The organism is Klebsiella sp. RHBSTW-00215 (assembly GCF_014103785.1).
Lineage (GTDB): Bacteria > Pseudomonadota > Gammaproteobacteria > Enterobacterales > Enterobacteriaceae > Klebsiella.
This window is the reverse complement of sequence record NZ_JABXQS010000001.1, coordinates 2,501,478-2,524,979: the sequence shown is the minus strand read 5'-3', so window position 1 is coordinate 2,524,979 and position 23,502 is coordinate 2,501,478. Positions and strand designations below refer to the sequence as shown.

The following is a 23,502-nucleotide window of genomic DNA, read 5'->3' as shown; positions in this document are numbered from 1 at the left end:
GAACGCGAATATGGCGATGGAAAACTACAATCCGCCACAGGATCCCTGGCTGGTTATCCTCTATCAGGATGAGCACATTATGGTGGTCAACAAGCCCAGCGGCTTGTTGTCCGTGCCGGGGCGGCTGGAGGAACACAAAGACAGCGTAATGACGCGCATTCAGCGCGACTTCCCACAGGCTGAGTCAGTGCACCGCCTGGATATGGCCACCAGCGGCGTGATTGTGGTGGCGCTGACCAAAGCAGCCGAGCGCGAGCTGAAGCGTCAGTTCCGCGAACGCGAGCCGAAAAAGCAGTACGTCGCCCGCGTGTGGGGGCATCCGGAAAAAGCGGAAGGTCTGGTGGATTTACCGCTGATTTGCGACTGGCCGAACCGGCCAAAGCAGAAGGTGTGTTACGAAACCGGCAAAGCGGCGCAAACCGAGTATGAAGTGCTGGAGTTCGCACAGGATAATACCGCCCGCGTGCGCCTCAAGCCGATTACCGGACGTTCGCATCAGCTGCGCGTGCATATGCTGGCGTTGGGCCATCCGATTCTTGGCGACCGCTTTTACGCCTCGCCAGAAGCGCTGGCCATGGCGCCGCGTCTGCTGCTGCACGCTGAAACGCTGACCATCACCCACCCATCGTTCGGTAACGCGATGACGTTTCGCGCCCCCGTCGATTTCTAATCGTTCAGAACTGTCCCGGGTCGTGCCGCTAGCGGCTCACCCGGGCTATCCCATCGCTTATTCAGCAAACGAGAAGTTCGCGTTAATCGCGGGCAAACCACGCATCAATCATTTTCTCGACGCGAGCGACAACCAGCCCGGTATCATGACGACGACTGCGGGCGCAGGCGTGTGCGGGTTCTTCGCACAGCAGGCAGCGGCGTTGATTTTCACCCATTGATTGACGACCAACCAGGCCATTTTTCGGGCAAATCACGTCGATATCCCACAGGCGACCCAGCGGATGAGTCTGTTCCAGCTCCGAGCAAAACGCTTTGATTTCACTGGCGGCGTGATCAACACACCACAGCGCTTCCGGGCCGGTCGGCAGCCACAATACCTGGCGATCGAGCGTTTGCCAGCGATGTTTCCACAGCATCTGATCGCAGGCCTGCAGCGCCACACCCATCATATTACGGTAGCGAATGCTGTCTTTCACCGCACCCGGCGTCACCAGGGTCAGCGAAATCACCGGCTGCTGATAATGGGCTAACCAGTCGGCCTGGCGAGCCGCACGCTGCTCTTTCGCCGCCAGCAGCGCTTCCATGCTTACGCCCTCACGGGCGAGAGTATCCACTGACATTTGTTCCTCTCCTCACTTAATAAAAGACAGCGATCGGGCTGTCGTCGCAATAGCGAATAATGGCGCTGATTGTATCGCTAAACGATCCCTGTTTTGGAGACGGGGCGCAGAAATTTTCTGCGCCATTTAGCACGAAAAAGCAGACTTAACTGTTACAAAAAAGTTAAATCAGGCTAAAAAATGACTGAGGAATAGCAGACCCAATGAAACATTAATCGCACCACCAATTCTTGTTGCGATCTGCGCGAACGGCATCAGGTTCATGCGGTTGCCGGAAGTCAGAATCGCCACGTCGCCGGTGCCGCCCTGACCGCTCTGACAACAGGAAACAATCGCCACATCAATCGGGTGCATACCTATCTTTTTCCCCACCACAAAGCCAGTCGCCACCAGCGCCGACACGGTGCTGATAATCACCAGCAGGTTGCTCACGGTGAAGGCGTTGACCAGCTCCTGCCAGGGGGTGATCGCCACGCCAACGGCAAACAGAATCGGATAGGTCACCGCCGTGCGGAAAAATTTATACACCATCTGCGAGCCCTCCTGCAGACGCGGAGAGACACCGTTAGCCAGTTTCAGCAGTACTGCGAGGAACAACATCCCCACCGGAGCCGGCAGGCCAATCATCTTCTGACCCAACATTCCCAGCATATACAGCAGCACAGCCAGCAGCGCGCCGGAGGCCAGCGTCGTCACATCCATTTTTCCCTCAGCGGACTCTTCACGGTGCGTTTCGTTGCGGCGGTTTGGCATCAGCTGTCCTTCGCCGGTTAAATGCGGGAAACGCTTGCCGAGCTGGTTTAAACAGCCGGAGATAACAATCGCCGTCAGGCTACCCAACATCACCATCGGCAGCACGCGGCCCAGCGCAACGCCCTGATCCATATGCATCAGCGCGGCATAGCCTATCGACAGCGGGATAGCCCCCTCGCCTACGCCGCCAGCCATAATCGGCAGGACAATAAAGAAGAATACCTGGAACGGCTCCAGCCCCAGAGCGGTACCTACGCCAACGCCAACCAGCATGCCAACGATTTCTCCGCACAGCATCGGGAAGAAAATCCGCAGAAAGCCCTGAATTAGCGTGGTACGGTTCATGCTCATGATGCTGCCGACGATGATGCAGCAAATGTAGAGATAGAGAATGTTGGTCGACTTATAGAACTTGGTGGTCGATTCCACCACCACATCCGGCAGCAGGCCGTAGTGCACCAGCGCGGAGGGAATAAACGTCGCGCAGATCGCCGCCGCGCCGAGCTTGCCCAGAACCGGCAAACGCTTACCGAATTCACCGCAGGCAAAGCCGAAAAAGGCCAGCGTTGCCACCATCACCACAATGTCGCTCGGCAGCTTGCCGCCCAGGCAGTCCAGCGCGATCAGGCCACCGGCTAGTAGAAACAGCGGCAGCGGGATAATACCGACTTTCCAGTTATCGAGGATATGCCACCAGCGCTGCTTGAGCGGTGCTTTCGGCGTATTAATAGGATCGATGGTTGCAGAGAATGCATTGTCTGTGGTGCTCATAATTAAGCCCTCTGGTTATTATTACTTTTCAGGTTAGAGGGCCATACGCAGACTTAATGTGAGTCTCGCCAGATTAAGAACGAAGTTTTAATGGTCACTATGGTTTTTATGGTTTCTATTATTTATGTGATATTTCTCTGATTTATTAGCGTGGTTTTTATGGTTTTAAATCTACCTGCTAATTCACCTTGATAAATTCACCGCCAGCGGATAATTCTGGTTCCCTGACGCCTGTGTAGGCGTTCACAAGTTTCCTTCAGCCATGATGTCGGCAGCGCAAAAGATGATAAAGTGCCGCATCCCTGATACTGTGCATCATACTTATGAAAGTTTCATTTCAATTTAAGTTGTTCATTTCGCTGGTCGCCTTTTTCTCAGTTCTGTTCGCACTGCTGGGGGTTTATTATTATTTCGATGCCAGCCATCAGTTTTATCAGGAAATGAGCGCCCGCGCTAAAATACAGGCAGAAGAAATTGCTTTAATGCCGAATTTACGCCAGCAGGTGGCACTTGAAGACCCGCAGGCGATAAAACCGTTTATGCAAAATATCGCCGCCCACAGCGATGCCAGCTTTATCGTGATTGGCGATAAGCGGGGAGTGCATCTATTTCACTCGGTCCATCCGGAATGGGTCGGTACGCGGTTAGTTGGCGGCGATAACCAGGCGGTGCTGGAGGGGAAAAGCACCACCACCATCCGTAAAGGCGGGCTCGGCATTTCGCTACGCAGCAAAGCACCGATTCTCGATGATGCGGGACGGGTTGTCGGCATTGTCTCCGTTGGCTATCTCACCAGCTACCTCGACAGCATCACGCTGGAAAAAGTGATTAATATTTTCGTCGCCGCCGTACTGCTGCTTATCGCGCTGTTTGTCTTCTCCTGGTACTTCACCCGCAGCATCAAGAAGCAGATTTTCTCGCTTGAGCCGCGGGAAATCGGCCTGCTGGTGCGCCAACAAAAAGCGATGATGGAGTCGATATACGAAGGGGTGATTGTGATTGACCACAATCGGCGAATTAAAGTGATAAACCATGCCGCCCGCAGCCTGCTCGGGCTGAGCCAGCCCGCACACCAGTTGCGTGGTAAGTCGATCGATAATGTCATCACCCCGCAACCGTTTTTCGCCAGCACAGAAATGCTCGAAAGCGATACCCACGATGAGCTGTGTCGCTTTAATCAGCTTACCGTGCTCGCCAGCCGGGTGCGTATCATGCTGGAGGATTCGCTACAGGGCTGGGTAATTACCTTCCGCGACCGCGACGAAATCAACTCCCTTAGCGCCCAGCTCAGCCAGGTCAAACGCTACGTCGACAACCTGCGCATCATGCGTCACGAGCAGCTAAACCGCATGACCACGCTATCCGGACTACTGCATCTGGGCCACTATGATGAGGCGATTCGCTATATTCAGGCGCAGTCAGAACATGCTCAGGAGCTGCTGGACTTTATCTCATCGCACTTTAATTCACCGACGCTCTGCGGACTGCTGCTGGGTAAAGCCGCCAGGGCGCGGGAAAAAGGTGTTGAGCTGAGCTTTGACCCGGCCTGTCGTATCGACCGTCCTCTGCCGTCGTTGATGGAGTCCGAGTTAATTTCTATCATCGGCAACCTGCTGGATAACGCCATTGAAGCCACTCAGCGTGCCGAACTGCCGCACGAACCGGTTGAGGTTCTGATCCAGTTGAACGCCCGGGAGTTAATGATTGAAGTGGCTGACCGCGGGGTTGGTATTCGTGCGGAAATCCGCGAGCGCATTTTTGAACGCGGTGTTACCACCAAAACCCGTGGCGATCACGGCATGGGTCTGTATCTTATTGAACGTTATGTCACTCAGGCGGGCGGCACAATTGAAGTGTCCGATAACACGCCGCGCGGCGCGATTTTCACGCTGTTTATTCCCGCTGATGGGCCTGTTCATCCGCAACAAGAGACGCACTATGCATCATGACCTGGTCGATGTCCTGATCATCGAAGATGAAAACGAACTGGCGCGGCTGCACGCCGAGCTTATCCAGAAACACCCGCGCATGCGTCTGGTGGGTATAGCAGCCTCACTCACTCAAGCGCGGAAAATGCTCAATACCAGGCCACCGCAGTTGGTGCTGCTCGATAACTACCTGCCGGATGGTAAAGGGGTCACGCTGATGACCGATCCTGTTCTGGCTAATGCCCACTGCTCGGTGATTTTTATCACTGCCGCCAGCGATATGGAAACCTGTAGCCTGGCTATCCGCAACGGCGCTTTCGATTACATTCTCAAGCCGGTGTCATGGAAGCGCCTGAGCCAGTCGCTGGAGCGGTTTGTGCAGTTTTACGATCAACAGCGCGAATGGAAGATTGTCGACCAGCAGAACGTCGATTCGCTGTATCAACTACAGGCCAAAAACTACCGTACCGACAGCGGCAGTAAAGGCATTGAGGAGAAAACGCTGGCGCTGGTGCAAAACCTGTTTACCGGCAGAGAGGATCGCTGCTTTTCGGTGGATGAAGTGGTTAGCGAGGCAGGATTAAGCAAAACCACTGCCCGGCGCTATCTGGAGCACTGCGTGGAAATTGGCTTTCTGGAAGTGGAGATGCTGTACGGGAAGATTGGCCATCCGCGCCGTATGTATCGTCGCGCCGTAAGCGCATCCTGACGCCTCTCCCCGACGAGGAGAGGCCAGTAATTTAGAATCCGCGCTGCTCTTTAATCAGCTCCCAGGCTTTCTGGATTTCCTGCGCTTTTTGCTTAGCCATCTCCATCATTTCCGGCGGTAAACCTTTCGCTACCAGTTTATCCGGATGATGCTCGCTCATCAGCTTACGATAGGCGCGCTTGACGGTGGTGGCATCGTCGGTCGGCTTTACCCCCAACACATTACAGGCATCTTCAAGAGTTGGTCCGCGCTGCGCCTGCTGCCAACCAGCGTTGCCGCCGTGCTGCCCGTATGACTGCTGCGAACCGCCGCCAAACTGCGCGCCGCCCTGCATCATACGCAGGAACTGCTCAAACTGGGCGCGGGAGATACCTAGCTCATCAGCAATGACAAACAGCACTTCGCGTTCGTTGGGGTGCAGGTCGCCGTCAGCGAAGGCCGCCTGCAGCTGAATTTCCAGAAACATCCGAATCAAATCGAACCGACCAAAACAGACGCTGCGCAGCTGGCGCATTTTCTCACGCAGCGGGTAATCATCTGATTTTCCGACTCGAAACGCGTGCTGCGCCGCGGTGCGCGCTTCACCGTGCAGGCTCATGCGATCCATCAGTAAATTGGCGACGTGGATATCCGCTTCGGTGACGCGCCCTTTGGATTTAGTCAGATGCCCCATCACCTCGAAGGTAGTGGAGAAGAATAGCGACTGACGCTCCTGCTGGTTGGTAAAAACATTCAGCCGACGACTGCGCGCCCGGTCAAACATATGTCCAATTAAGAAGCCCAGCACCACGCCCCAGAAGCCGCCACCCATCATTAACGCAACCGCAACGCCAATTATTTTACCCAAATACTGCATAGACTCCCCAATCTCTCTGCCGCCAGTTAAGCTATATCTGACCGCACATTACAAAGCGTTGACGCCTCGGTCAATTGTGGGACATAGCCTATAATTTGCTTTATCATACTCGTCATTCTACACGGTGCCTAACGCTCGGGTTCGAAACGGGCAGGATTAACACTAGCGCGATTAAGATGAGTACGTTAGGCTCTGACCGTTTGCAAGCCGCTGCCACACGATGACGGAACAACAAATACAACGTATGAAAAAACGTATTCCCAGCCTCCTGGCCACCATGATTGCCAGCGCCTTGTATAGCCAACAGGGCCTCGCTGCCGATCTCGCCACGCAGTGTATGCTTGGCGTCCCAAGCTACAATCGTCCTCTGGTTGAAGGGAAACCCAACGACCTGCCGGTGACGATCGATGCCGATCATGCGAAGGGTAATTATCCTGATAACGCCGTTTTTACCGGCAACGTTGATATCAATCAGGGTAATAGCCGCCTGCAGGCCGATGAAGTTCAGCTCCATCAACAGCAGGCCGCGGGTCAGCCGCAGCCTGTACGCACGGTCGATGCGCTCGGCAACGTTCACTACGACGACAATCAGGTTATCCTGAAAGGGCCCAAGGCCTGGTCGAACCTGAACACCAAAGATACCAACGTCTGGCAGGGCGACTACCAAATGGTTGGCCGTCAGGGGCGCGGTACCGCTGACCTGATGAAACAGCGCGGTGAAAACCGCTATACCATTTTAGAAAACGGCAGCTTTACCTCCTGTCTGCCGGGCTCTGACACCTGGAGCGTCGTCGGCAGCGAAGTTATCCACGACCGCGAAGAGCAGGTCGCGGAGATCTGGAACGCACGCTTTAAGCTCGGCTCGGTACCGATTTTTTACAGTCCCTACCTGCAGCTGCCGGTGGGCGATAAGCGTCGTTCAGGCTTCCTGATCCCTAACGCTAAATACAGCACCAAAAACGGCGCAGAATTCTATCTTCCTTATTACTGGAATATCGCGCCGAACTTTGATGCCACCATCACCCCGCACTATATGAGCAAGCGTGGCGGCGTGATGTGGGAAAACGAATTTCGCTACCTGACTAAGGCAGGAACCGGCTTATTTGAGTTCGACTACCTGCCGTCGGATAAAATCTATCAGGACGATCACTCTGGCGACAGCAACAGTCGCCGCTGGCTGTTCTACTGGAACCATTCTGGCGTCGTAGACCAGGTGTGGCGCTTCAATGCCGACTACACCAAAGTCAGCGACCCGGACTACTTTAACGATTTCAGCTCCAAATACGGTTCCAGTACCGATGGCTACGCTACGCAAAAATTAAGCGCGGGCTACGCCAATCAGAACTTTGACGCGACCGTATCGACCAAGCAGTTCCAGGTCTTTGACCGCGACTCAAGCAACGCCTATTCCGCTGAGCCGCAGCTGGACGTGAACTACTATCAGAACGATGTCGGCCCGTTTGATACCCATTTTTACGGGCAGGCGGTGCATTTCGTTAACTCGAACAGCAACATGCCGGAAGCAACCCGGCTTCACTTCGAGCCGACTATCGATCTGCCGCTGTCTAACGGCTGGGGCAGCATTAATACCGAAGCAAAACTGCTGGCAACCCACTATCAGCAGAATAATCTTGATGAATACCGCTCTTATACCAAGCGGCAATACAGCAACAATCCTTCGGACTCAAATCGAAATGCACTTGATTCCGCAAATGCTCTAAAAGATTCAGCTAACCGTGTGATGCCGCAGTTTAAAGTTGATGGAAAAATGGTGTTCGAACGCGATATGCAAGAGAGCTATACCCAGACGCTCGAACCGCGTATGCAGTATCTGTACATCCCCTATCGTGACCAGAGTCACATTGGTACCTACGACTCAACGCTGCTGCAATCTGACTACAGCGGCCTGTTTCGTGACCGCTCGTACAGCGGCCTCGACCGTATAGCTTCAGCCAATCAGCTAACCACCGGCGTCACATCTCGCGTTTATGATGCCGCCGCAGTTGAACGTTTTAATGTTTCCGTTGGTCAAATCTACTATTTCACCGAGGCACGTACCGGTGATGACAACATCAACTGGGAGAACAACGACACGCGGGGTTCACTGGTATGGGCTGGCGATACCTACTGGCGCATCACCGATGACTGGGGTTTACGCGGGGGAATTCAGTACGATACGCGTCTGGATAACGTCGCTACCGGCAGCGGAACCGTGGAATACCGTCGCGACGAAAACCGTTTAGTACAGCTTAACTATCGTTACGCGAGTCCGGAATACATTCAGGCGACTCTGCCATCGTATTCCACCGCGAAGCAATATAAAGATGGTATTTCGCAGGTGGGGATGACCGCCAGCTGGCCAATCGTCGATCGTTGGGCAGTCGTTGGCGCGTACTACTACGACACGAATACCAGAAAGTCAGCAAATCAGATGTTAGGGGTGCAGTATAGCTCTTGTTGCTACGCTATCCGTGTCGGTTATGAACGTAAGATCAACGGCTGGGATAACAGCAGCAGCGAAAGCAAATACGACAACACCTTCGGCTTTAACATCGAGCTGCGTGGTCTGAGCTCCAATTACGGCCTCGGCACCCAGCAGATGCTGCGTTCGAACATTTTACCGTACCAGAGCTCCCTGTGATGTGGCTGGTTTAAACGTAATCCGCAATTGCGGTTAATTGAAATGGAAAAAGTATGAAGAACTGGAAAACGCTGCTTCTCGGTATCGCCATGATCGCGAATACCAGTTTCGCTGCCCCACAGGTTGTCGATAAAGTAGCGGCAGTCGTCAATAATGGCGTTGTTCTGGAAAGCGACGTCGCTGGTTTGATGCAATCGGTAAAACTTAACGCCGGCCAGGCCGGGCAGCAGCTGCCGGATGACGCCACCCTGCGTCATCAGATCCTCGAACGTCTGATCATGGATCAGATAGTGCTGCAGATGGGCCAGAAAATGGGCGTGAAGATCTCTGACGATCAGCTCGACCAGGCCATTGCCAACATCGCTAAGCAGAACAATATGTCAATGGATCAGATGCGCAGTCGTCTGGCCTATGACGGCATTAACTACAACACCTACCGTAGTCAGATTCGCAAAGAGATGACGATTTCGGAAGTGCGTAATAACGAAGTTCGTCGTCGCATCACCGTTCTGCCGCAGGAAGTAGAAACCCTGGCAAAACAAATTGGCGATCAGAATGACGCCAGCACTGAGCTGAACCTCAGCCACATCTTGATCCCGCTGTCGGAAAACCCAACTTCCGAGCAGGTTGCAGAGGCTCAGGATCAGGCAAACTCAGTCGTTGAGCAGGCGCGTAGCGGCTCAGACTTCGGCAAATTAGCCATCACCTACTCTGCCGATCAGCAGGCGCTGAAAGGCGGCCAGATGGGCTGGGGTCGTATTCAGGAACTGCCGGGCATCTTCGCTCAGGCGCTAAGCACCGCGAAGAAAGGCGATATCGTTGGCCCGATTCGTTCCGGCGTTGGCTTCCATATCCTGAAAATTAACGATATGCGCGGCGGCAGCAAAAGTATCTCCGTTACCGAAGTTCACGCTCGCCACATCCTGCTGAAACCGTCGCCTATCATGAACGACACCCAAGCACGGGCGAAGCTTGAACAAATTGCAGCGGATATTAAGAGCGGCAAAACCACCTTTGCTCAGGCGGCGAAAGAGTTCTCTGAAGATCCTGGTTCTGCTAACCAGGGCGGTGATTTAGGTTGGGCAACTCCGGATATTTTCGATCCGGCGTTCCGCGACGCGATTCTGCGCCTCAACAAAGGCCAGACCAGCGCTCCGGTTCACTCATCCTTCGGCTGGCACCTGATTGAATTGCTGGATAGCCGCAACGTCGACAAAACCGACGCCGCGCAGAAAGACCGTGCTTACCGCATGCTGATGAACCGTAAATTCTCCGAAGAAGCGGCTACCTGGATGCAGGAACAGCGCGCCAGCGCGTACGTTAAAGTTCTGAGTAACTAAATGACCGGTACACAACGAGTCGTTATCACTCCCGGCGAACCCGCCGGGATTGGCCCCGACCTCGTCGTGCAGCTTGCGCAGCGCGACTGGCCGGTAGAGCTGGTGATTTGCGCCGATGGCGCCCTGTTATCCGACCGAGCAAACCTGCTCGGTCTTCCTTTATCCCTTCGGCCTTACGACCCCACCGTTCCTGCCTCAGCGCAGCGCGCAGGCACCCTGACGCTTCTCCCTGTCGCTCTAAAAGCACCGGTTGAGCCAGGTGTGCTTAACGTTAGCAACGGTGGTTACGTGGTCGACACGCTGGCCCGCGCCTGCGATGGCTGCCTGAACGGCGAATTTGCCGCGCTGATCACCGGGCCGGTACATAAGGGCATTATCAACGATGCAGGTATCGCCTTTACCGGCCACACCGAGTTCTTTGAAGAGCGCTCACAGGCCAGTAAAGTGGTGATGATGCTGGCAACCGAAGAGCTGCGCGTGGCGCTGGTGACCACTCATCTGCCGCTAAAAGCGATAAGCGATGCGATTACGCCAGACCTGCTGCGTGAAATCATCACCATTCTGCATCACGACCTGCGCACCAAATTTGGCATTAATGACCCGCACGTGCTGGTCTGCGGCCTGAACCCGCATGCAGGCGAAGGCGGTCACATGGGAACGGAAGAGATCGATACGATTATTCCGGTACTTGAAGAGATGCGCGCAAAGGGCATGAACCTGAGCGGACCGCTACCGGCAGACACCCTGTTTCAGCCAAAATATCTCGACCATGCCGATGCGGTACTCGCGATGTATCACGATCAGGGCCTGCCCGTGCTAAAATACCAGGGCTTTGGCCGCGGCGTGAATATTACGCTCGGTTTACCTTTTATTCGCACCTCCGTTGACCACGGTACCGCACTTGAACTTGCGGGCCAGGGAAAAGCGGAAGTCGGCAGTTTTATCACGGCGCTTAATCTCGCCATCAAAATGATTGTTAATACCCAATGAATAATCGAGTCCATCAGGGCCACTTAGCCCGTAAACGTTTCGGGCAAAACTTTCTCAACGATCAGTTCGTGATCGACAGCATTGTCTCGGCCATTAATCCACAAAAAGATCAGGCGATTGTTGAAATCGGCCCCGGCCTTGCCGCACTAACCGAGCCGGTCGGTGAACGCCTCGACAAGTTGACCGTTATCGAGCTGGACCGCGATCTGGCTGCACGTTTGCAAACGCATCCGTTCCTCGGACCGAAGCTGACGATTTATCAGCAAGATGCCATGACCATGAACTTCCGCGAGCTGTCGCAGACCATGGGCCAGCCGCTGCGCGTGTTTGGCAACCTGCCATACAATATCTCCACGCCGCTGATGTTCCATCTGTTCAGCTATACTGATGCCATTGCCGACATGCACTTTATGCTGCAAAAAGAAGTCGTCAATCGTCTGGTTGCCGGGCCGAACAGTAAGGCGTATGGTCGATTGAGCGTGATGGCGCAATATTACTGCCAGATAATTCCGGTACTTGAAGTTCCGCCGAGCGCCTTTACACCAGCACCTAAAGTGGATTCTGCCGTCGTGCGTCTGGTGCCTTACCGCACGCTGCCGCATCCGGTGAAAGAGATTCGCGTGCTGAGCCGCATCACCACCGAGGCTTTCAACCAGCGTCGGAAAACGATCCGTAATAGCCTCGGCAATCTGTTCAGCGTCGAGGTTCTGACCGAGCTGGGTATCGACCCGGCGAAGCGCGCAGAAAATATTTCCGTGGCGCAGTATTGTCAGTTAGCTAACTGGTTATCTGAGAACGCGCCCACCAAGGAGAGCTAGCCATGATCAATTCGCCCCGAGTTTGTGTGCAGGTACAAAGCGTCTATATCGAATCGCAATCTTCTCCGGAAGAAGAGCGCTACGTTTTCGCTTATACCGTCACCCTGCGTAATTTGGGGCGGACTCAGGTTCAGCTTCTTGGTCGCTACTGGCTTATCACCAACGGCAATGGTCGTGAGACCGAAGTTCAGGGTGAAGGGGTTGTCGGCGAGCAGCCGCATATTCCGGCCGGCGGCGAATTTCAATATACCAGCGGCGCGGTCATTGAAACGCCGCTGGGCACCATGCAGGGACACTATGAGATGATCGATGTGAACGGCGCGCCGTTCTCCGTTGATGTCCCTGTTTTCCGTCTCGCAGTACCCACTCTCATCCATTAAAACAATGTCTACATACCTTATTGGCGATGTTCACGGTTGCTACGATGAACTGATCGCATTATTAGAGCAGGTGGAGTTTAATCCTGAGGCTGATACGCTGTGGCTCACGGGCGACCTGGTCGCGCGCGGCCCCGGCTCTCTGGAAGTACTGCGTTTCGTTAAGCTACTCGGCGATAGCGTACGCACCGTGCTGGGCAATCACGACTTACACCTGCTGGCGGTGTTCGCGGGTATCAGTCGTAACAAGCCGAAAGACCGGCTGAAATCATTGCTTGAAGCACCGGATGCTGACGAGCTGCTCAACTGGCTGCGCCGCCAGCCGCTGATGCAAATCGATGAAGAGAAAAAGCTGGTGATGGCTCATGCAGGCGTCACTCCGCAGTGGGATCTGGAAACCGCCAAACAGTGCGCCCGCGATGTTGAAGCGGTGCTGTCCAGCGACTCCTACCCGTTCTTCCTCGATGCCATGTACGGCGATATGCCGAACAACTGGAGCAACGAGCTCAGCGGTCTGGCACGCCTGCGCTTTATCTCCAACGCTTTTACCCGCATGCGCTACTGCTTCCCGAACGGTCAGTTGGATATGTATGCCAAAGAAGCGCCGGAAAGCGCCCCCGCACCGCTCAAACCGTGGTTCGCCATTCCTGGCCCGGTGGCTAGCGAATACAGCATCGCCTTCGGTCATTGGGCTTCGCTGGAAGGAAAAGGAACGCCGGAAGGCATTTACGCGCTGGATACCGGCTGCTGCTGGGGCGGAGATCTCACCTGTCTGCGCTGGGAAGATAAAATGTACTTCACGCAGCCGTCGAATCGACAGAAAAATATGGATGAAGGCGAGGCGATCGCCTCCTGAACAAAGCGTCCCGAATAGCGCACGGAAAGAGCACTCAGGCTGCTGACACAGTGCACCTCTCTGGAATTGCCCGGTGGCGGCTAGCGCTTTACCGGGCCTACGAAAAATGCACAATTTATTGATATTGTGGGTTTTGTAGGCCGGGCAAGGCGTCAGCCGCCGCCCGGCAGAACTACGAGCACAATATCTGAGCCGGTTTTTCATCAGCCCCAAACTCTAAAAGAGCGCGTATCCGGGCATAATATCCGCGTCAAATGAATACTCCACTGGCGGATTCATGAATTAATAAACCTCTTCAGCCAAAGGCAGCGCACGGTCCCTGGACCAACGAGCATACAGCACCAACGCAGCGTTCACTTCGTCAGAATCAAATGTATACAAATGCTCCATCATTTTCTGCGGATCGGCATCTGGCTGTTCAATAAAATCCAGCAGCGCCTCGAAATCCTCTTTATTTTGTTGGTTTTTTTGCGGATCGCTAAGGATATCAAGTAAGTGCATATGGCTGTCAGGCCCCCCGCAATCTTCCATAGGACAACGCATCCTGCCGTCAATGCAACCAAAAGGTAAAGGGATGGCGTCCTCTTCAATGAAATTTTTATTTTTGAGGACGATTTCATGCACCCAATCATCACCAAAATCATATGTATAGGTCAGAGTGTTACCACTTTTCTTGAGCAGTTCATTTAAGCGGGTCAACGCTTCATCTTCATCATCGAAGGATTCAGGCTCTTCAAGCCAGACCTTATTTTTGAATTTGAAGCTGTGAAGATGGCAATCCTCCCACCCCATCACAATTTGAATCACATCATGAAGGCGATCGAGAGTAATATCGGCAGGTACGACGAAGGAACGCCAGACAGGCGGGCTGACATCTTTGAGGGTGATTTTCAACTGATAGAATTTGTTCATGCAAATCTCCTTTTGATGAGCGCTATACATTCAGAATGTTAGCTTACACCAACCCCCGGCAACCTTGCGCTACCGGGGAGGAGAATCATGATTTAGCGGCGTTCCAGAATCTCGAAGCAGTAGCTGTGGGAGTTCTGCGCATCAGCGTCGTGAAACTCGCTGAATACCGACTCCCACTGGTCCGGATCGTAATCCGGGAAATGGGTATCGCCTTCCACTTCCGCATCAATATGCGTCAGATAAAGCTTGTGCGCTTTCGGCAAAAACTGCTCGTAAACGCGACCACCGCCAATCACCATCATCTCTTCAACATCGCCGCAGGCGGCAATGGCTTCATCAACGGACTTCACCCACTGCACGCGATCGTCGGTGCCGGGCTGGCTGCTAATTACGATATTTTTACGCCCCGGTAACGGGCGTCCGATGGATTCCCAGGTCAGACGACCCATGACTACCGGCTTGTTTAAGGTATTGCGCTTAAACCAGGCGAGATCGGCAGGCAGATTCCACGGCATGGCGTTTTCCATACCGATGACGCGATCTACCGCTAACGCCGCAATCAGACTGATCATTGATTAATTCCCGAATGCAAAAAATTGCCGCCACTATACGGAAAGCGTAATACTTCGTCGACTGGGCGAAGAGTAAAGAATCAGAAAATTTTAAGATTTGCTGGCAAGCCCACGTAAGCCACGTGAGCCGCCAGAACAGGATCTAAATTGAAAACAAATTGTTACTTGTAAAGCTAGCGTAACACGCGTAATTCATCGTCAGGCCGAGGGCTTATTCTGTGGCTCATCGGCAATATCGCCAGTGTGCCGTCCCTCTTCCGTCCCCTGCCAACCATGGCGCTGAACCAGCGATAAATGGTTGCGATCCTCGTTGATAATGCCGGTCAGCATATCGCTGGTGCGTTTGAACACCGCCACCCGGGAAGCCGCATCATTTTCCGCCATCGCCACCATCTCTTCGACCATTTGCAGATTGAAACGGCGGAACAGATCGGCACGCTCGCGAGCCTCATATGCCCCCAGCCCCAGCGCTTCGAGGGTCATACGCCCGGACTTCAGCGCCGCTTCAAAGGTTTCACGCTCTGGCGCTTCCACTCCGGCCTGACGCAGCTTGATGTAATGATCGACATCGCGGGCGCGAGAGATAATTTGCAGATGCGGGAAGTGCTCTTTCGCCAGTTCCGCCAGCTGCAGATTAGTCTGCGGATCGTCGATGGCGTTAATCAGCACTTCAGCTTTTTCCGCCCCCGCCGATTCAAGCAGATCAACCCGCGTCGCATCGCCGTAGAACACTTTCATATCAAACTTACGCAGGGTATCGACGTGGTCTGGGTCGTGATCGAGGATAACCATCTTCACGCCGCTGGAGAGCAGCACGCGACCGGCAATCTGCCCGTAGCGACCGAATCCGGCGATGATGACTCGCGGCTGCTCTTCATCAATCTCATCGGCTTCACGCTCCTGACCGCTGGCGGATTTTTCCAGACGGGTCAGCAAAACCAGCAGGACTGGCGTCGCCGCCATCGATAATGCAACGGCCAGGGTCAGCGCCTTCGCCCACTCGCTGTCCAACACATCAGCCATCTGCGCCGCGCCGAAGACCACGAAAGCAAACTCGCTTCCCTGCCCAAGTAGCACCGCAAACCAGCGGCGCTGGGAGCGCGGCACGCCTAACGGTTTAGCAATCAGCCACAGCATCACGGACTTGATCACCAGGAAACCCACCAGCAGAATAAGTATGCGCAGCGGGTGAGTCACCAGGGTACCGAAGTCAATAGACATCCCGACGCCGATGAAAAATAATCCCAGCAGCAGGCCTTTAAACGGCTCAATATCGCTTTCCAGCGCGTGGCGGTACTCGGAGCTTGCCAGCAATACTCCGGCAAGGAACGCCCCCATCGCCATCGATAGCCCGACCTCTTCCAGCAGCAGTCCGAAGCCAAACACCAGAAACAGGGCCACGGCGCTAAACACTTCACGCAGACCGGAGCGCGCAACAAAGCGCAGCATAGGCCGGGTCAGATAGCGGCCGAGCGCCACCACCAGCGCCAGCGCGCCCGCCACCTTCAGCGCTGACAGAGCAAACGCCCCCAGCGTCGTTGAACCGCCGCTCGCCGCCAGCAGCGGGATCATCGCCACCAGCGGAATTGCCGCGATATCCTGGAACAGCAACACCGCAAAGGCGCTCCGGCCCAGCTGCGTCACCGTCAGGTTGCGTTCGTTCATCGCCTGCATGGCAATCGCCGTTGAGGAGAGCGCCAGGGTCATACCAATCAGCTCCGCCACCTGCCAGCGCAGGCCAAGCGACATGCAGAACAGGCCGATCAGCGCCCCGCAGACCACCATCTGCAACGCCCCACCGCCGAACACCGAGGCGCGCAGCTTCCACAGGCGTTGCGGATCCAGCTCCAGGCCGATGACAAAAAGCATCAGCACCACGCCGATTTCCGCAAAATGCAGAATCGACTCGGCGTCGGTGACCAGCCGCAGCCCCCACGGGCCAATAATACAGCCAGCGATTAAGTAGCCGAGCACCGACCCCAGCCCAAGACGTACGGCAATCGGCACAATCAGCGCGGCGGACCCCAAATAGATGAGCGCCTGTATGAGCGTATGGCTATCCATTATTGTGCGCCTCCTGCCATTCGATTAAGCGTTGCCGATAATGACGCGCCTGCGCCTGAAGGGTTTCGTCATCGCAGACAAAGGTGCAATGCATGGCGAACGGCGGCAGCCATTTCATGCCACAGTACAAACCCGTCGCCTGCAGCGGCTGCGCCAGAACGTCAAAACCGGGGAATGAACCGATAGCAAAGTGGCTTTCGCCGCCGCCGGTGGTCACCGCCCACATCAGCGATTTACCGCGCAGCGCGATGCCGTTGTGGCCGTATGCCCAGCCGTGCGACAGAACTTTATCCATCCACAGCTTCAGCAACGGCGGCACACTATACCACTGCATCGGATGCTGCCAGATGACCAGATCGGCGCGAGCCAGCGCCGCCTGTTCGGCGGCGATATCGATATTAAAATCGGGATAAAGTTGATAGAGAGAGCGTATCTCTACGCCATCAAGCGTCCTTGCCTGCTCAAGCATCCGCTTATTCGCATGCGAGTGCTGCGGATAGGGATGTGCATAAATTATAAGAATCATTGATTCGCCTGCGTTAACTCTTGTTGTAATCAGCAAGAGTGTAGACAGTTAATTGAATCGCTTACAATGATAAGTGTGATTTATATCTCATAGTGTTACGCATTCCGCGGTTGTTTAGCGATCGCGGCATCCGGCTGAGCGGTATCGAGGTCGCACTTCTTCGGCAGCAGGAAGGTAATAGTCCCGGCAATGATTAACGATCCGGCCAGCGCGCAAACCGCTACGTTCTGCCCGTAAAGATAAATCATCACCCCCACCAGATAAGGACCGCAGAACCCACCAAGGTTACCCAGGCCATTAATCACGCCGCGCGCGCTACCGGCCACCTCCGGCGAGGCGATACGTCCCGGCATTGACCAGAATGGGCTGGTTGCCGATTTCAGGAAGAAGCCGCAGACCACCAACGCGATATAGGCCGCCACCACATGTTCACGCAATATTACCGAGGCCACCAGCGCTGCTGCGAAGCAGTAAAGCGAGAAACGAACCCACAGACGACGTTTGCCGCTGCGGTCGCTGAACAGCGAAATCACGTAGATTCCTGCCAGCGTCGCCATGAACGGCAGTATGGCGAGGAACCCGACGCTGGCCATGCTACCGCCGGTCAGCCCCTTCAGGATGGTCGGTAGCCACAACGTGTAGCCATAATCACCGGTTTGGTAGAAGAAATTGAGGATCACCAGCTTCATCAGGCCAGGGTTGCGGAACACATCTTTAACCGGCGCGTTGCTTACCGGCGCTTCCGCCAGCTTTGCCGCCCGCTCGGCGGCCAGGGTAGTGACCAGATACTGACGCTCGCTTTCCGGCAACCAGCGCGCCTCTTCCGGACGGTCGCTAATCATGAACCACCACACTACCAGCACCACTATCGACAGCAGGCCTTCGATGATAAACAGCCAGCGCCAGTCAAGCGCCGCGATAATCGCACCCGATACCGGCGCGGTCAGCATGCCGCCCAGCGGAGCAAACATCATCACGAAAGCATTCGCCCGGCCGATCTCTTTCTCCGGGAACCAGTTGCTGATCATGGTCAGCACCACCGGCAGCATTCCGCCCTCAGAGACGCCGAGAATAAAACGCAGTACCAGCAGCTGATATTCGTGAGTGACAAAACCGGTGGCAATAGAGACCACCGCCCAGGCCACCAGCGACCAGGCAATAAATTTCTTCCCACTGCCGTTTACCGCAATTCTGCCGCCGGGTATTTGCAGAAATAAATAACCAATAAAAAATATTCCACTGGCGACACCGGCCATCTGGCTGGTAATACCTAAATCGGTTTCCATTCCGCCGGGCAGCGCAAAACTAATATTAACCCGGTCCATAAACGAAATAATACAGGCGATCAACACCGGCGTAATAATACGCAACCAGCGGGTGCTGGGGATTTTATCGTTCATATATCGCACTCTCTATGCAGAGGTTATCATTGTAATAAAGTGAGCGTAGGGACAGAGAAAAAGAGATGATAATTAATTAATCGCGTTGGGTAATTCCGCGCCGGAGAAATAAGCGGCAACGTTGGCGTATACCACATCGCTCATTTTCTGCCGCGTCTCATGAGTCGCGCTGGCAACGTGTGGTTGCAGGACCACATTGTCGAGCGCAATGAGTTCAGCTGGTACGTTTGGCTCATCTTCGAAGACGTCGAGACCGGCCCCAGCGATAACACCGTTTTGTAACGCATGTATCAGCGCTTTCTCGTCCACCAGCGAACCACGGGCGATATTAATCAGCCAGGCATGTTTCGGCATGACGTTAAACACGGAAGCATCAATCAGCCCGCGGTTAGCTTCGCCGCCCGAAGCCGCGATCACCAGGAAGTCGCTTTCGTGGGCCAGCGTGTGCAGGTCCGCGCACCACTGATAGCGCAGTCCTTTAACCTTTTTGCGATCGGTGTAGAGCACTTCCATATCGAACCCGCTCGCGCGGCGGGCGATAGCCTGACCAATATTGCCCATCCCCAGCAGGCCAATACGTTTGCCGCTCACCTGGGTTGCCAGCGGCAGTCCGCCGTTCAGCCAGCGCCCCTCACGCACAAAACGATCGCCCTGACACAGCTGACGCGAACCGGCCAGCAGCAGCCCCATCGCCAGATCGGCAACATCATTGGTCAGCACGCCGGAAGTGATAGAGACGGCAATCTGCCGGGAGCGAGCGAAATCTAAATCAACTGCATCAGTACCCACGCCGAAGATAGCAATCAACCCAACGTGCGGCAGCAGCTCCAGAACGCTGTTCTGTACGCCAACATCGCCTCGGGTCACTACAGCGGCAATGTTTTCCCCCTGCTCGCGCAGAAAAGCGATCGGGTCTTCCTGCTCATACAGGCGATACAGCGGAAACTCTGCAGCCAGTTGCGCCTGCAGAGCGTCAATAACGGGGGCCACTAAAAGGACGGCGCGGGTAATAGCATTATTCATCAGATCACCTGTTTGATAGTTCAGTACGACGGTAGTCACTATCAAACGGGTTTTTTGTGTGGTTTTTTGCGATCTGCGTCACGCTGAATCGTGTTAAAAATAGCTGTTACGCTCTCCGTGATCGCTAAGACAAAACCGGCTTGCGGCGGGAGTACGGTGGACGATGCGTTAACCTTCTGCTAACACCGAGCCATCGCCGTTCAGGCAGGGTTAAATGGTTTCGCCCATCGACAGCCGATAATGCAGATCGACTTTTTCGATAGTGGGCAGCCCTTTGATTTTCTTGATTAAGATCTCTGTTGCCACTTTGCCCATCTCAAAGCGCGGGGTCAGCACGCTGGCGAGGCGCGGAGAGATTATCTGCCCTATCTCCAGGCCATGAAAACCCGCAATCGCCAGCTCCTGCGGCACATTGATACCGCAAGCGAGGCATTCCTGTAACACGCCAACTGCCAGATCGTCATTGGTGCACAAAATCGCGTCCATATCGGCATACATCTGCCGCGCCAGGGTCATCATTCCGGTGCCTATCGACACCGACGATACCTTATTCGGCGCGATACGCCCTTGCGGCAATCCGGCATTCGCCATCGCCTGACAGTAACCGGCATAGCGCTGCTCATCACGCACATCAGACATCGAACCAAAGTAGATAACCCGCCGCTTGCCGCTCGCCAGCAGCATGTTGGTCATATCGAACCCGGCTTTAAAATTATCGAAGCCGACATTGATGCGCCCGACGTTGTCTGTCAGCCCCATCACTTCAGCCACGGGAATTTTCGCCGCATTGAGATATTTGTCAGCCCGCAAAGTATGCGCCGACTCGGTTAACAGCAGACCCTTGACGTTAAAGGCCAGCACGGCGGCGATCTGCTCCTCTTCGCGCTGGCGGTCGTAATCGTAGTTCACCACCAGCGTCTGATAACCGTGCGCGGTGGTGACCGACTCAATTCCAGCCAGCAGATCGGCAAAAATTTGATTATGAAAGGAGGGAATAAGCACGCCAATGCGCGGGACGACAACGCTGATCATCGCCGGATTATCGGGGTCCGGCTCATAGCCAATTTCGGCAATCACGCTGGCAATACGCTCCGCCGTTTCAGGCTTCACTTTATCCGGGGTACGTAAATAGCGGCTGACGGTCATCTTGGTTACGCCCGCCAGCGCTGCAATATCATTGAGCGTAATGCGTTGTGCTTTCATCTATCGGCCCGTCAAATACATCCACTGCATCAGGCCATTATGCCTGTCGTGGGTTAAAAAGAGAATCTTACCACTGACGAGTTAACCCGTTGAGCGATGGTAATTTCCGCCCCGCCTCACGTTTAGCGTAACCCCTTTTAGTAACATGGTTTTAAGTGATCTGTATCACAGTTTTACCCGTCGAAAATCCGTGAGATAGAGCACAGGTCATTCCGCTTTCGTTATTCAGGAAATCAGAATCACCGGGCACAACATTATTTATACCCTAAATAATTCGAGTTGCAGGAAGGCGACAAGGGAGTGAATCCCGATGAGCTTACTCAGGTAAGTGATTCGGGTGAACGAGCGCAGTCAACACACCTGCAACTTGAAGTATGACGGGATATATTCAGCCGTTAATCAGGATATCAAAATGAAAGACCTTTTCAGCTTACAAGGCAAACGCATTTTAATTACTGGCGCAGGACAGGGAATTGGATTTGTCATGGCGCAGGGCCTTGCGCAATATGGTGCAGAAATTATTGTTAATGATATTTCGGCCTCGCGCGCTGATGATGCGGTCATGAAATTACGCGATGTAGGCGCGACTGCCCATACGGCAGTATTTAATGTTACCGATGCTGATGCCGTTGAAAATGCCATTAATCAAATCGAAAATGAAATTGGCCCTATCGACGTATTATTTAATAATGCCGGAATTCAGCGCCGCCACCCGTTTACCGAATTTCCGGTACAGGAATGGAACGACGTTATTTCGGTCAACCAAACCGCCGTATTTCTCGTTTCCCAAGCCGTCGCCAAACGCATGATTGACCGCCAGCAGGGAAAAATCGTCAATATCTGCTCAATGCAGAGCGAACTCGGGCGCGACACGATAACCCCATACGCTGCGGCGAAAGGCGCAGTAAAAATGCTGACCCGTGGGATGTGCGTCGAGCTGGCGCGCTATAACATCCAGGTCAACGGTATTGCGCCAGGCTACTTTAAAACCGACATGACCCAGGCGCTGGTTGACGATAAAGCCTTTACCGACTGGCTGTGCAAACGCACACCCGCCGCTCGCTGGGGTGACCCGCAGGAGCTGGTCGGCGCAGCAGTATTTTTATCATCCAACGCCTCGAATTTCGTTAATGGCCATCTGCTGTTCGTCGACGGCGGAATGCTGGTCGCCGTCTGAACAAGGAGTTCACCATGGCAGGACAATGCATTATTTTGATGGGTGTATCCGGCACCGGCAAGACCACCGTCGGTCAGGCCTTAGCCCAGGCGCTTGGCGCGAAATTTATCGATGGCGACGATCTGCATCCTCGCAAAAATATCGTCAAAATGGCCGCCAGTCAGCCGCTTGATGATGACGATCGCCAGCCGTGGCTGGAGCGTATTGGCGATGTTATTTTCAGTCTCGGGCAGAAAAACGAGTCCGGCGTGCTGGTGTGTTCGGCGCTGAAAAAGCGCTATCGCGACCAGTTGCGTGAGGGCAATCCCCATTTACGCTTCCTGTGGCTGACCGGTGACTACGACTGCATTTTGCAGCGTATGCAGGCGCGCAAAGGCCACTTTATGCCTGAAGCCCTGCTGCGCAGCCAGTTCGCCGCGCTGGAAACGCCAGACGCCAGCGAAAGCGACATTTTAGCCGTCGATATCGCCCCCGATGTCGCGAGCATTGTGGCGCACTCCATCACGCTACTCGACCATCATCAACGACAGGAGATACCGGCATGATTATTGATACCTTAACCGCCGCCGCCCAAAATAGCTTTTACCCGCCGGTTATCCGCAAAGCGCTGCAGGCGGTTTTGCAACAGGAGCCGCACGCCCTGCCTCCGGGGAAATATACCGTTGATGGCGATAATCTGTTTTTTACCGTTGTTGAAGGCAGCACTAAACCACTGGCGGAGCAACGCCCGGAATATCATCGTCAGTACATAGATATTCATATTGTGCTGAGAGGTGAGGAGGTTATCGGTGCCGGTAACAAGGGTCTGGAGATCGTTGACGATGGGCCGTTTAATACCGCGCATGATATTGGCTTTTGCCAGGCAATCAGCAGCGAAACGCTGATTCACCTACATCCTGAAGAGCTGGCAATCCTGTTCCCAGGCGAACTACACCGGCCCATGGCCGCGATGGATGCAGGCGCGGCATTGCGCAAAATTATCGTCAAAATTGACTACGCCTTACTTTAAATCAACCGGCCCCGCCGCACTCCTCGCGGGGCCACGGATAACGCTTAGTTATCCAGTTCGTCCATCGATTTCACCTGATCGCGATTGATCTGCTCGGTGCGGCCGGTTTCAGCATTTTTATAGGACACCAGCCCGGTATCATCATCTACCTGCGGTTTGCCATCGGTCACAATCGTTCTGCCATCGGTGGTTTTTAGCGACTGGTTTGTTGAACACCCGGCGATGGTAAACAGTGCAGCGGCGGTGAAAATTGCCGCAGTGAGTGGTTTGAATTGCATCGTGTTT

23 protein-coding genes are annotated in these 23,502 nt (G+C 54.4%); 12 read left to right on the top strand and 11 right to left on the bottom strand.

The genetic code is table 11. The annotated features are described in order from the left end of the window. Positions 1–10 precede the first annotated feature (10 nt). The gene (gene rluA / locus HV127_RS12045) at positions 11–670 is read left to right on the top strand and encodes a bifunctional tRNA pseudouridine(32) synthase/23S rRNA pseudouridine(746) synthase RluA (protein ID WP_110272602.1); all 660 of its coding nucleotides are present in this window, start codon (positions 11–13) and stop codon (positions 668–670) included. Between the two features lie 82 nt (positions 671–752). On the opposite strand, the gene citX is transcribed toward rluA, so the two are convergent. Together citX and HV127_RS12035 are read right to left on the bottom strand one after the other, a co-directional pair. Continuing rightward, the gene (gene citX / locus HV127_RS12040; protein WP_110272603.1) at positions 753–1,292 is read right to left on the bottom strand and encodes a citrate lyase holo-[acyl-carrier protein] synthase; all 540 of its coding nucleotides are present in this window, start codon (positions 1,290–1,292) and stop codon (positions 753–755) included. A 168-nt stretch (positions 1,293–1,460) separates the two neighbouring features. Then, positions 1,461–2,816 (bottom strand): 2-hydroxycarboxylate transporter family protein, encoded by a 1,356-nt coding sequence (locus tag HV127_RS12035; protein ID WP_181483622.1) that lies wholly within the window; start codon positions 2,814–2,816, stop codon positions 1,461–1,463. A gap of 323 nt (positions 2,817–3,139) precedes the next feature. Between HV127_RS12035 and HV127_RS12030 the strand changes: the two genes are divergently transcribed. Then, complete coding sequence (locus HV127_RS12030; protein ID WP_182236291.1) at positions 3,140–4,765, top strand: sensor histidine kinase; 1,626 nt, start codon at positions 3,140–3,142, stop codon at positions 4,763–4,765. Next, positions 4,755–5,453, top strand: a complete 699-nt coding sequence (locus tag HV127_RS12025; RefSeq protein WP_182236289.1) for a response regulator — start codon at positions 4,755–4,757, stop codon at positions 5,451–5,453. Before HV127_RS12030 ends, HV127_RS12025 begins: the two co-directional genes overlap by 11 nt. A 31-nt stretch (positions 5,454–5,484) precedes the next feature. On the opposite strand, the gene djlA is transcribed toward HV127_RS12025, so the two are convergent. Continuing rightward, the gene (djlA, locus tag HV127_RS12020) at positions 5,485–6,309 is read right to left on the bottom strand and encodes a co-chaperone DjlA (RefSeq protein WP_181483625.1); all 825 of its coding nucleotides are present in this window, start codon (positions 6,307–6,309) and stop codon (positions 5,485–5,487) included. A gap of 244 nt (positions 6,310–6,553) precedes the next feature. Here djlA and lptD point away from each other — a divergent pair, with 244 nt between their 5' ends. Genes lptD through apaH form a run of 6 tightly spaced genes read left to right on the top strand, consistent with a single transcriptional unit; the run spans position 6,554 to position 13,331 of the window. Next, the gene (gene lptD, locus HV127_RS12015; RefSeq protein WP_182236287.1) at positions 6,554–8,950 is read left to right on the top strand and encodes an LPS assembly protein LptD; all 2,397 of its coding nucleotides are present in this window, start codon (positions 6,554–6,556) and stop codon (positions 8,948–8,950) included. 53 nt (positions 8,951–9,003) lie between these two features. Further along, entirely contained in the window at positions 9,004–10,290 is a 1,287-nt protein-coding gene (surA, locus tag HV127_RS12010) for a peptidylprolyl isomerase SurA (RefSeq protein ID WP_182236285.1), read from the top strand. Further along, the gene (pdxA, locus tag HV127_RS12005; RefSeq protein ID WP_182236283.1) at positions 10,291–11,280 is read left to right on the top strand and encodes a 4-hydroxythreonine-4-phosphate dehydrogenase PdxA; all 990 of its coding nucleotides are present in this window, start codon (positions 10,291–10,293) and stop codon (positions 11,278–11,280) included. Next, positions 11,277–12,098 carry a 16S rRNA (adenine(1518)-N(6)/adenine(1519)-N(6))-dimethyltransferase RsmA gene (rsmA, locus tag HV127_RS12000; protein WP_110272611.1) on the top strand — a complete coding sequence of 274 codons (822 nt, stop codon included), beginning with the start codon at positions 11,277–11,279 and terminating at the stop codon, positions 12,096–12,098. Before pdxA ends, rsmA begins: the two co-directional genes overlap by 4 nt. Before the next feature lie 2 nt (positions 12,099–12,100). Then, a complete protein-coding gene (gene apaG, locus HV127_RS11995; RefSeq protein ID WP_110272612.1) occupies positions 12,101–12,478 on the top strand; it encodes a Co2+/Mg2+ efflux protein ApaG in 378 nt (125 codons plus the stop codon). A 4-nt stretch (positions 12,479–12,482) separates the two neighbouring features. Further along, positions 12,483–13,331, top strand: a complete 849-nt coding sequence (apaH, locus tag HV127_RS11990) for a bis(5'-nucleosyl)-tetraphosphatase (symmetrical) ApaH (protein ID WP_182236281.1) — start codon at positions 12,483–12,485, stop codon at positions 13,329–13,331. Positions 13,332–13,613: 282 nt separating this feature from the next. On the opposite strand, the gene HV127_RS11985 is transcribed toward apaH, so the two are convergent. From HV127_RS11985 to HV127_RS11955, 7 genes are all read right to left on the bottom strand, one after another. After that, entirely contained in the window at positions 13,614–14,243 is a 630-nt protein-coding gene (locus HV127_RS11985) for a plasmid pRiA4b ORF-3 family protein (protein WP_182236279.1), read from the bottom strand. Positions 14,244–14,335: 92 nt separating this feature from the next. Next, positions 14,336–14,815: a type 3 dihydrofolate reductase gene (folA, locus tag HV127_RS11980; protein ID WP_112215565.1), complete on the bottom strand. Its 480-nt coding sequence runs from the start codon at positions 14,813–14,815 to the stop codon at positions 14,336–14,338. A 198-nt stretch (positions 14,816–15,013) separates the two neighbouring features. Continuing rightward, positions 15,014–16,879, bottom strand: a complete 1,866-nt coding sequence (gene kefC, locus HV127_RS11975; RefSeq protein WP_182236277.1) for a glutathione-regulated potassium-efflux system protein KefC — start codon at positions 16,877–16,879, stop codon at positions 15,014–15,016. After that, positions 16,872–17,405, bottom strand: a complete 534-nt coding sequence (kefF, locus tag HV127_RS11970; protein ID WP_110272616.1) for a glutathione-regulated potassium-efflux system oxidoreductase KefF — start codon at positions 17,403–17,405, stop codon at positions 16,872–16,874. Before kefF ends, kefC begins: the two co-directional genes overlap by 8 nt. A 95-nt stretch (positions 17,406–17,500) precedes the next feature. Continuing rightward, positions 17,501–18,805, bottom strand: coding sequence for an MFS transporter (locus HV127_RS11965; protein WP_182236275.1), 1,305 nt, complete (start codon positions 18,803–18,805; stop codon positions 17,501–17,503). A 72-nt stretch (positions 18,806–18,877) separates the two neighbouring features. Beyond that, positions 18,878–19,828 carry a 2-hydroxyacid dehydrogenase gene (locus HV127_RS11960; RefSeq protein ID WP_182236273.1) on the bottom strand — a complete coding sequence of 317 codons (951 nt, stop codon included), beginning with the start codon at positions 19,826–19,828 and terminating at the stop codon, positions 18,878–18,880. A gap of 210 nt (positions 19,829–20,038) precedes the next feature. Then, complete coding sequence (locus tag HV127_RS11955; protein WP_181483634.1) at positions 20,039–21,031, bottom strand: LacI family DNA-binding transcriptional regulator; 993 nt, start codon at positions 21,029–21,031, stop codon at positions 20,039–20,041. A gap of 412 nt (positions 21,032–21,443) precedes the next feature. On the opposite strand from HV127_RS11955, the gene idnO reads away from it, so the two are divergent. Genes idnO through HV127_RS11940 form a run of 3 tightly spaced genes read left to right on the top strand, consistent with a single transcriptional unit; the run spans position 21,444 to position 23,217 of the window. Beyond that, positions 21,444–22,208 carry a gluconate 5-dehydrogenase gene (idnO, locus tag HV127_RS11950; protein ID WP_182236271.1) on the top strand — a complete coding sequence of 255 codons (765 nt, stop codon included), beginning with the start codon at positions 21,444–21,446 and terminating at the stop codon, positions 22,206–22,208. 14 nt (positions 22,209–22,222) lie between these two features. Then, complete coding sequence (locus HV127_RS11945) at positions 22,223–22,753, top strand: gluconokinase (protein WP_112215570.1); 531 nt, start codon at positions 22,223–22,225, stop codon at positions 22,751–22,753. Further along, positions 22,750–23,217, top strand: a complete 468-nt coding sequence (locus HV127_RS11940) for a YhcH/YjgK/YiaL family protein (RefSeq protein ID WP_182236269.1) — start codon at positions 22,750–22,752, stop codon at positions 23,215–23,217. Before HV127_RS11945 ends, HV127_RS11940 begins: the two co-directional genes overlap by 4 nt. Positions 23,218–23,261: 44 nt before the next feature. On the opposite strand, the gene HV127_RS11935 is transcribed toward HV127_RS11940, so the two are convergent. Next, the gene (locus HV127_RS11935) at positions 23,262–23,495 is read right to left on the bottom strand and encodes a YgdI/YgdR family lipoprotein (RefSeq protein WP_112215572.1); all 234 of its coding nucleotides are present in this window, start codon (positions 23,493–23,495) and stop codon (positions 23,262–23,264) included. Positions 23,496–23,502 lie beyond the last annotated feature (7 nt).

Excerpts from the sequence above, each read along its gene's own strand:
- rluA (WP_110272602.1), top strand. The coding sequence starts at position 11 with ATGGCGATGGAAAACTACAATCCGCCACAGGATCCCTGGCTGGTTATC.
- citX (WP_110272603.1), bottom strand. The coding sequence starts at position 1,292 with ATGTCAGTGGATACTCTCGCCCGTGAGGGCGTAAGCATGGAAGCGCTG.
- HV127_RS12035 (WP_181483622.1), bottom strand. The coding sequence starts at position 2,816 with ATGAGCACCACAGACAATGCATTCTCTGCAACCATCGATCCTATTAAT.
- HV127_RS12030 (WP_182236291.1), top strand. The coding sequence starts at position 3,140 with ATGAAAGTTTCATTTCAATTTAAGTTGTTCATTTCGCTGGTCGCCTTT.
- HV127_RS12025 (WP_182236289.1), top strand. The coding sequence starts at position 4,755 with ATGCATCATGACCTGGTCGATGTCCTGATCATCGAAGATGAAAACGAA.
- djlA (WP_181483625.1), bottom strand. The coding sequence starts at position 6,309 with ATGCAGTATTTGGGTAAAATAATTGGCGTTGCGGTTGCGTTAATGATG.
- lptD (WP_182236287.1), top strand. The coding sequence starts at position 6,554 with ATGAAAAAACGTATTCCCAGCCTCCTGGCCACCATGATTGCCAGCGCC.
- surA (WP_182236285.1), top strand. The coding sequence starts at position 9,004 with ATGAAGAACTGGAAAACGCTGCTTCTCGGTATCGCCATGATCGCGAAT.
- pdxA (WP_182236283.1), top strand. The coding sequence starts at position 10,291 with ATGACCGGTACACAACGAGTCGTTATCACTCCCGGCGAACCCGCCGGG.
- rsmA (WP_110272611.1), top strand. The coding sequence starts at position 11,277 with ATGAATAATCGAGTCCATCAGGGCCACTTAGCCCGTAAACGTTTCGGG.
- apaG (WP_110272612.1), top strand. The coding sequence starts at position 12,101 with ATGATCAATTCGCCCCGAGTTTGTGTGCAGGTACAAAGCGTCTATATC.
- apaH (WP_182236281.1), top strand. The coding sequence starts at position 12,483 with ATGTCTACATACCTTATTGGCGATGTTCACGGTTGCTACGATGAACTG.
- HV127_RS11985 (WP_182236279.1), bottom strand. The coding sequence starts at position 14,243 with ATGAACAAATTCTATCAGTTGAAAATCACCCTCAAAGATGTCAGCCCG.
- folA (WP_112215565.1), bottom strand. The coding sequence starts at position 14,815 with ATGATCAGTCTGATTGCGGCGTTAGCGGTAGATCGCGTCATCGGTATG.
- kefC (WP_182236277.1), bottom strand. The coding sequence starts at position 16,879 with ATGGATAGCCATACGCTCATACAGGCGCTCATCTATTTGGGGTCCGCC.
- kefF (WP_110272616.1), bottom strand. The coding sequence starts at position 17,405 with ATGATTCTTATAATTTATGCACATCCCTATCCGCAGCACTCGCATGCG.
- HV127_RS11965 (WP_182236275.1), bottom strand. The coding sequence starts at position 18,805 with ATGAACGATAAAATCCCCAGCACCCGCTGGTTGCGTATTATTACGCCG.
- HV127_RS11960 (WP_182236273.1), bottom strand. The coding sequence starts at position 19,828 with ATGAATAATGCTATTACCCGCGCCGTCCTTTTAGTGGCCCCCGTTATT.
- HV127_RS11955 (WP_181483634.1), bottom strand. The coding sequence starts at position 21,031 with ATGAAAGCACAACGCATTACGCTCAATGATATTGCAGCGCTGGCGGGC.
- idnO (WP_182236271.1), top strand. The coding sequence starts at position 21,444 with ATGAAAGACCTTTTCAGCTTACAAGGCAAACGCATTTTAATTACTGGC.
- HV127_RS11945 (WP_112215570.1), top strand. The coding sequence starts at position 22,223 with ATGGCAGGACAATGCATTATTTTGATGGGTGTATCCGGCACCGGCAAG.
- HV127_RS11940 (WP_182236269.1), top strand. The coding sequence starts at position 22,750 with ATGATTATTGATACCTTAACCGCCGCCGCCCAAAATAGCTTTTACCCG.
- HV127_RS11935 (WP_112215572.1), bottom strand. The coding sequence starts at position 23,495 with ATGCAATTCAAACCACTCACTGCGGCAATTTTCACCGCCGCTGCACTG.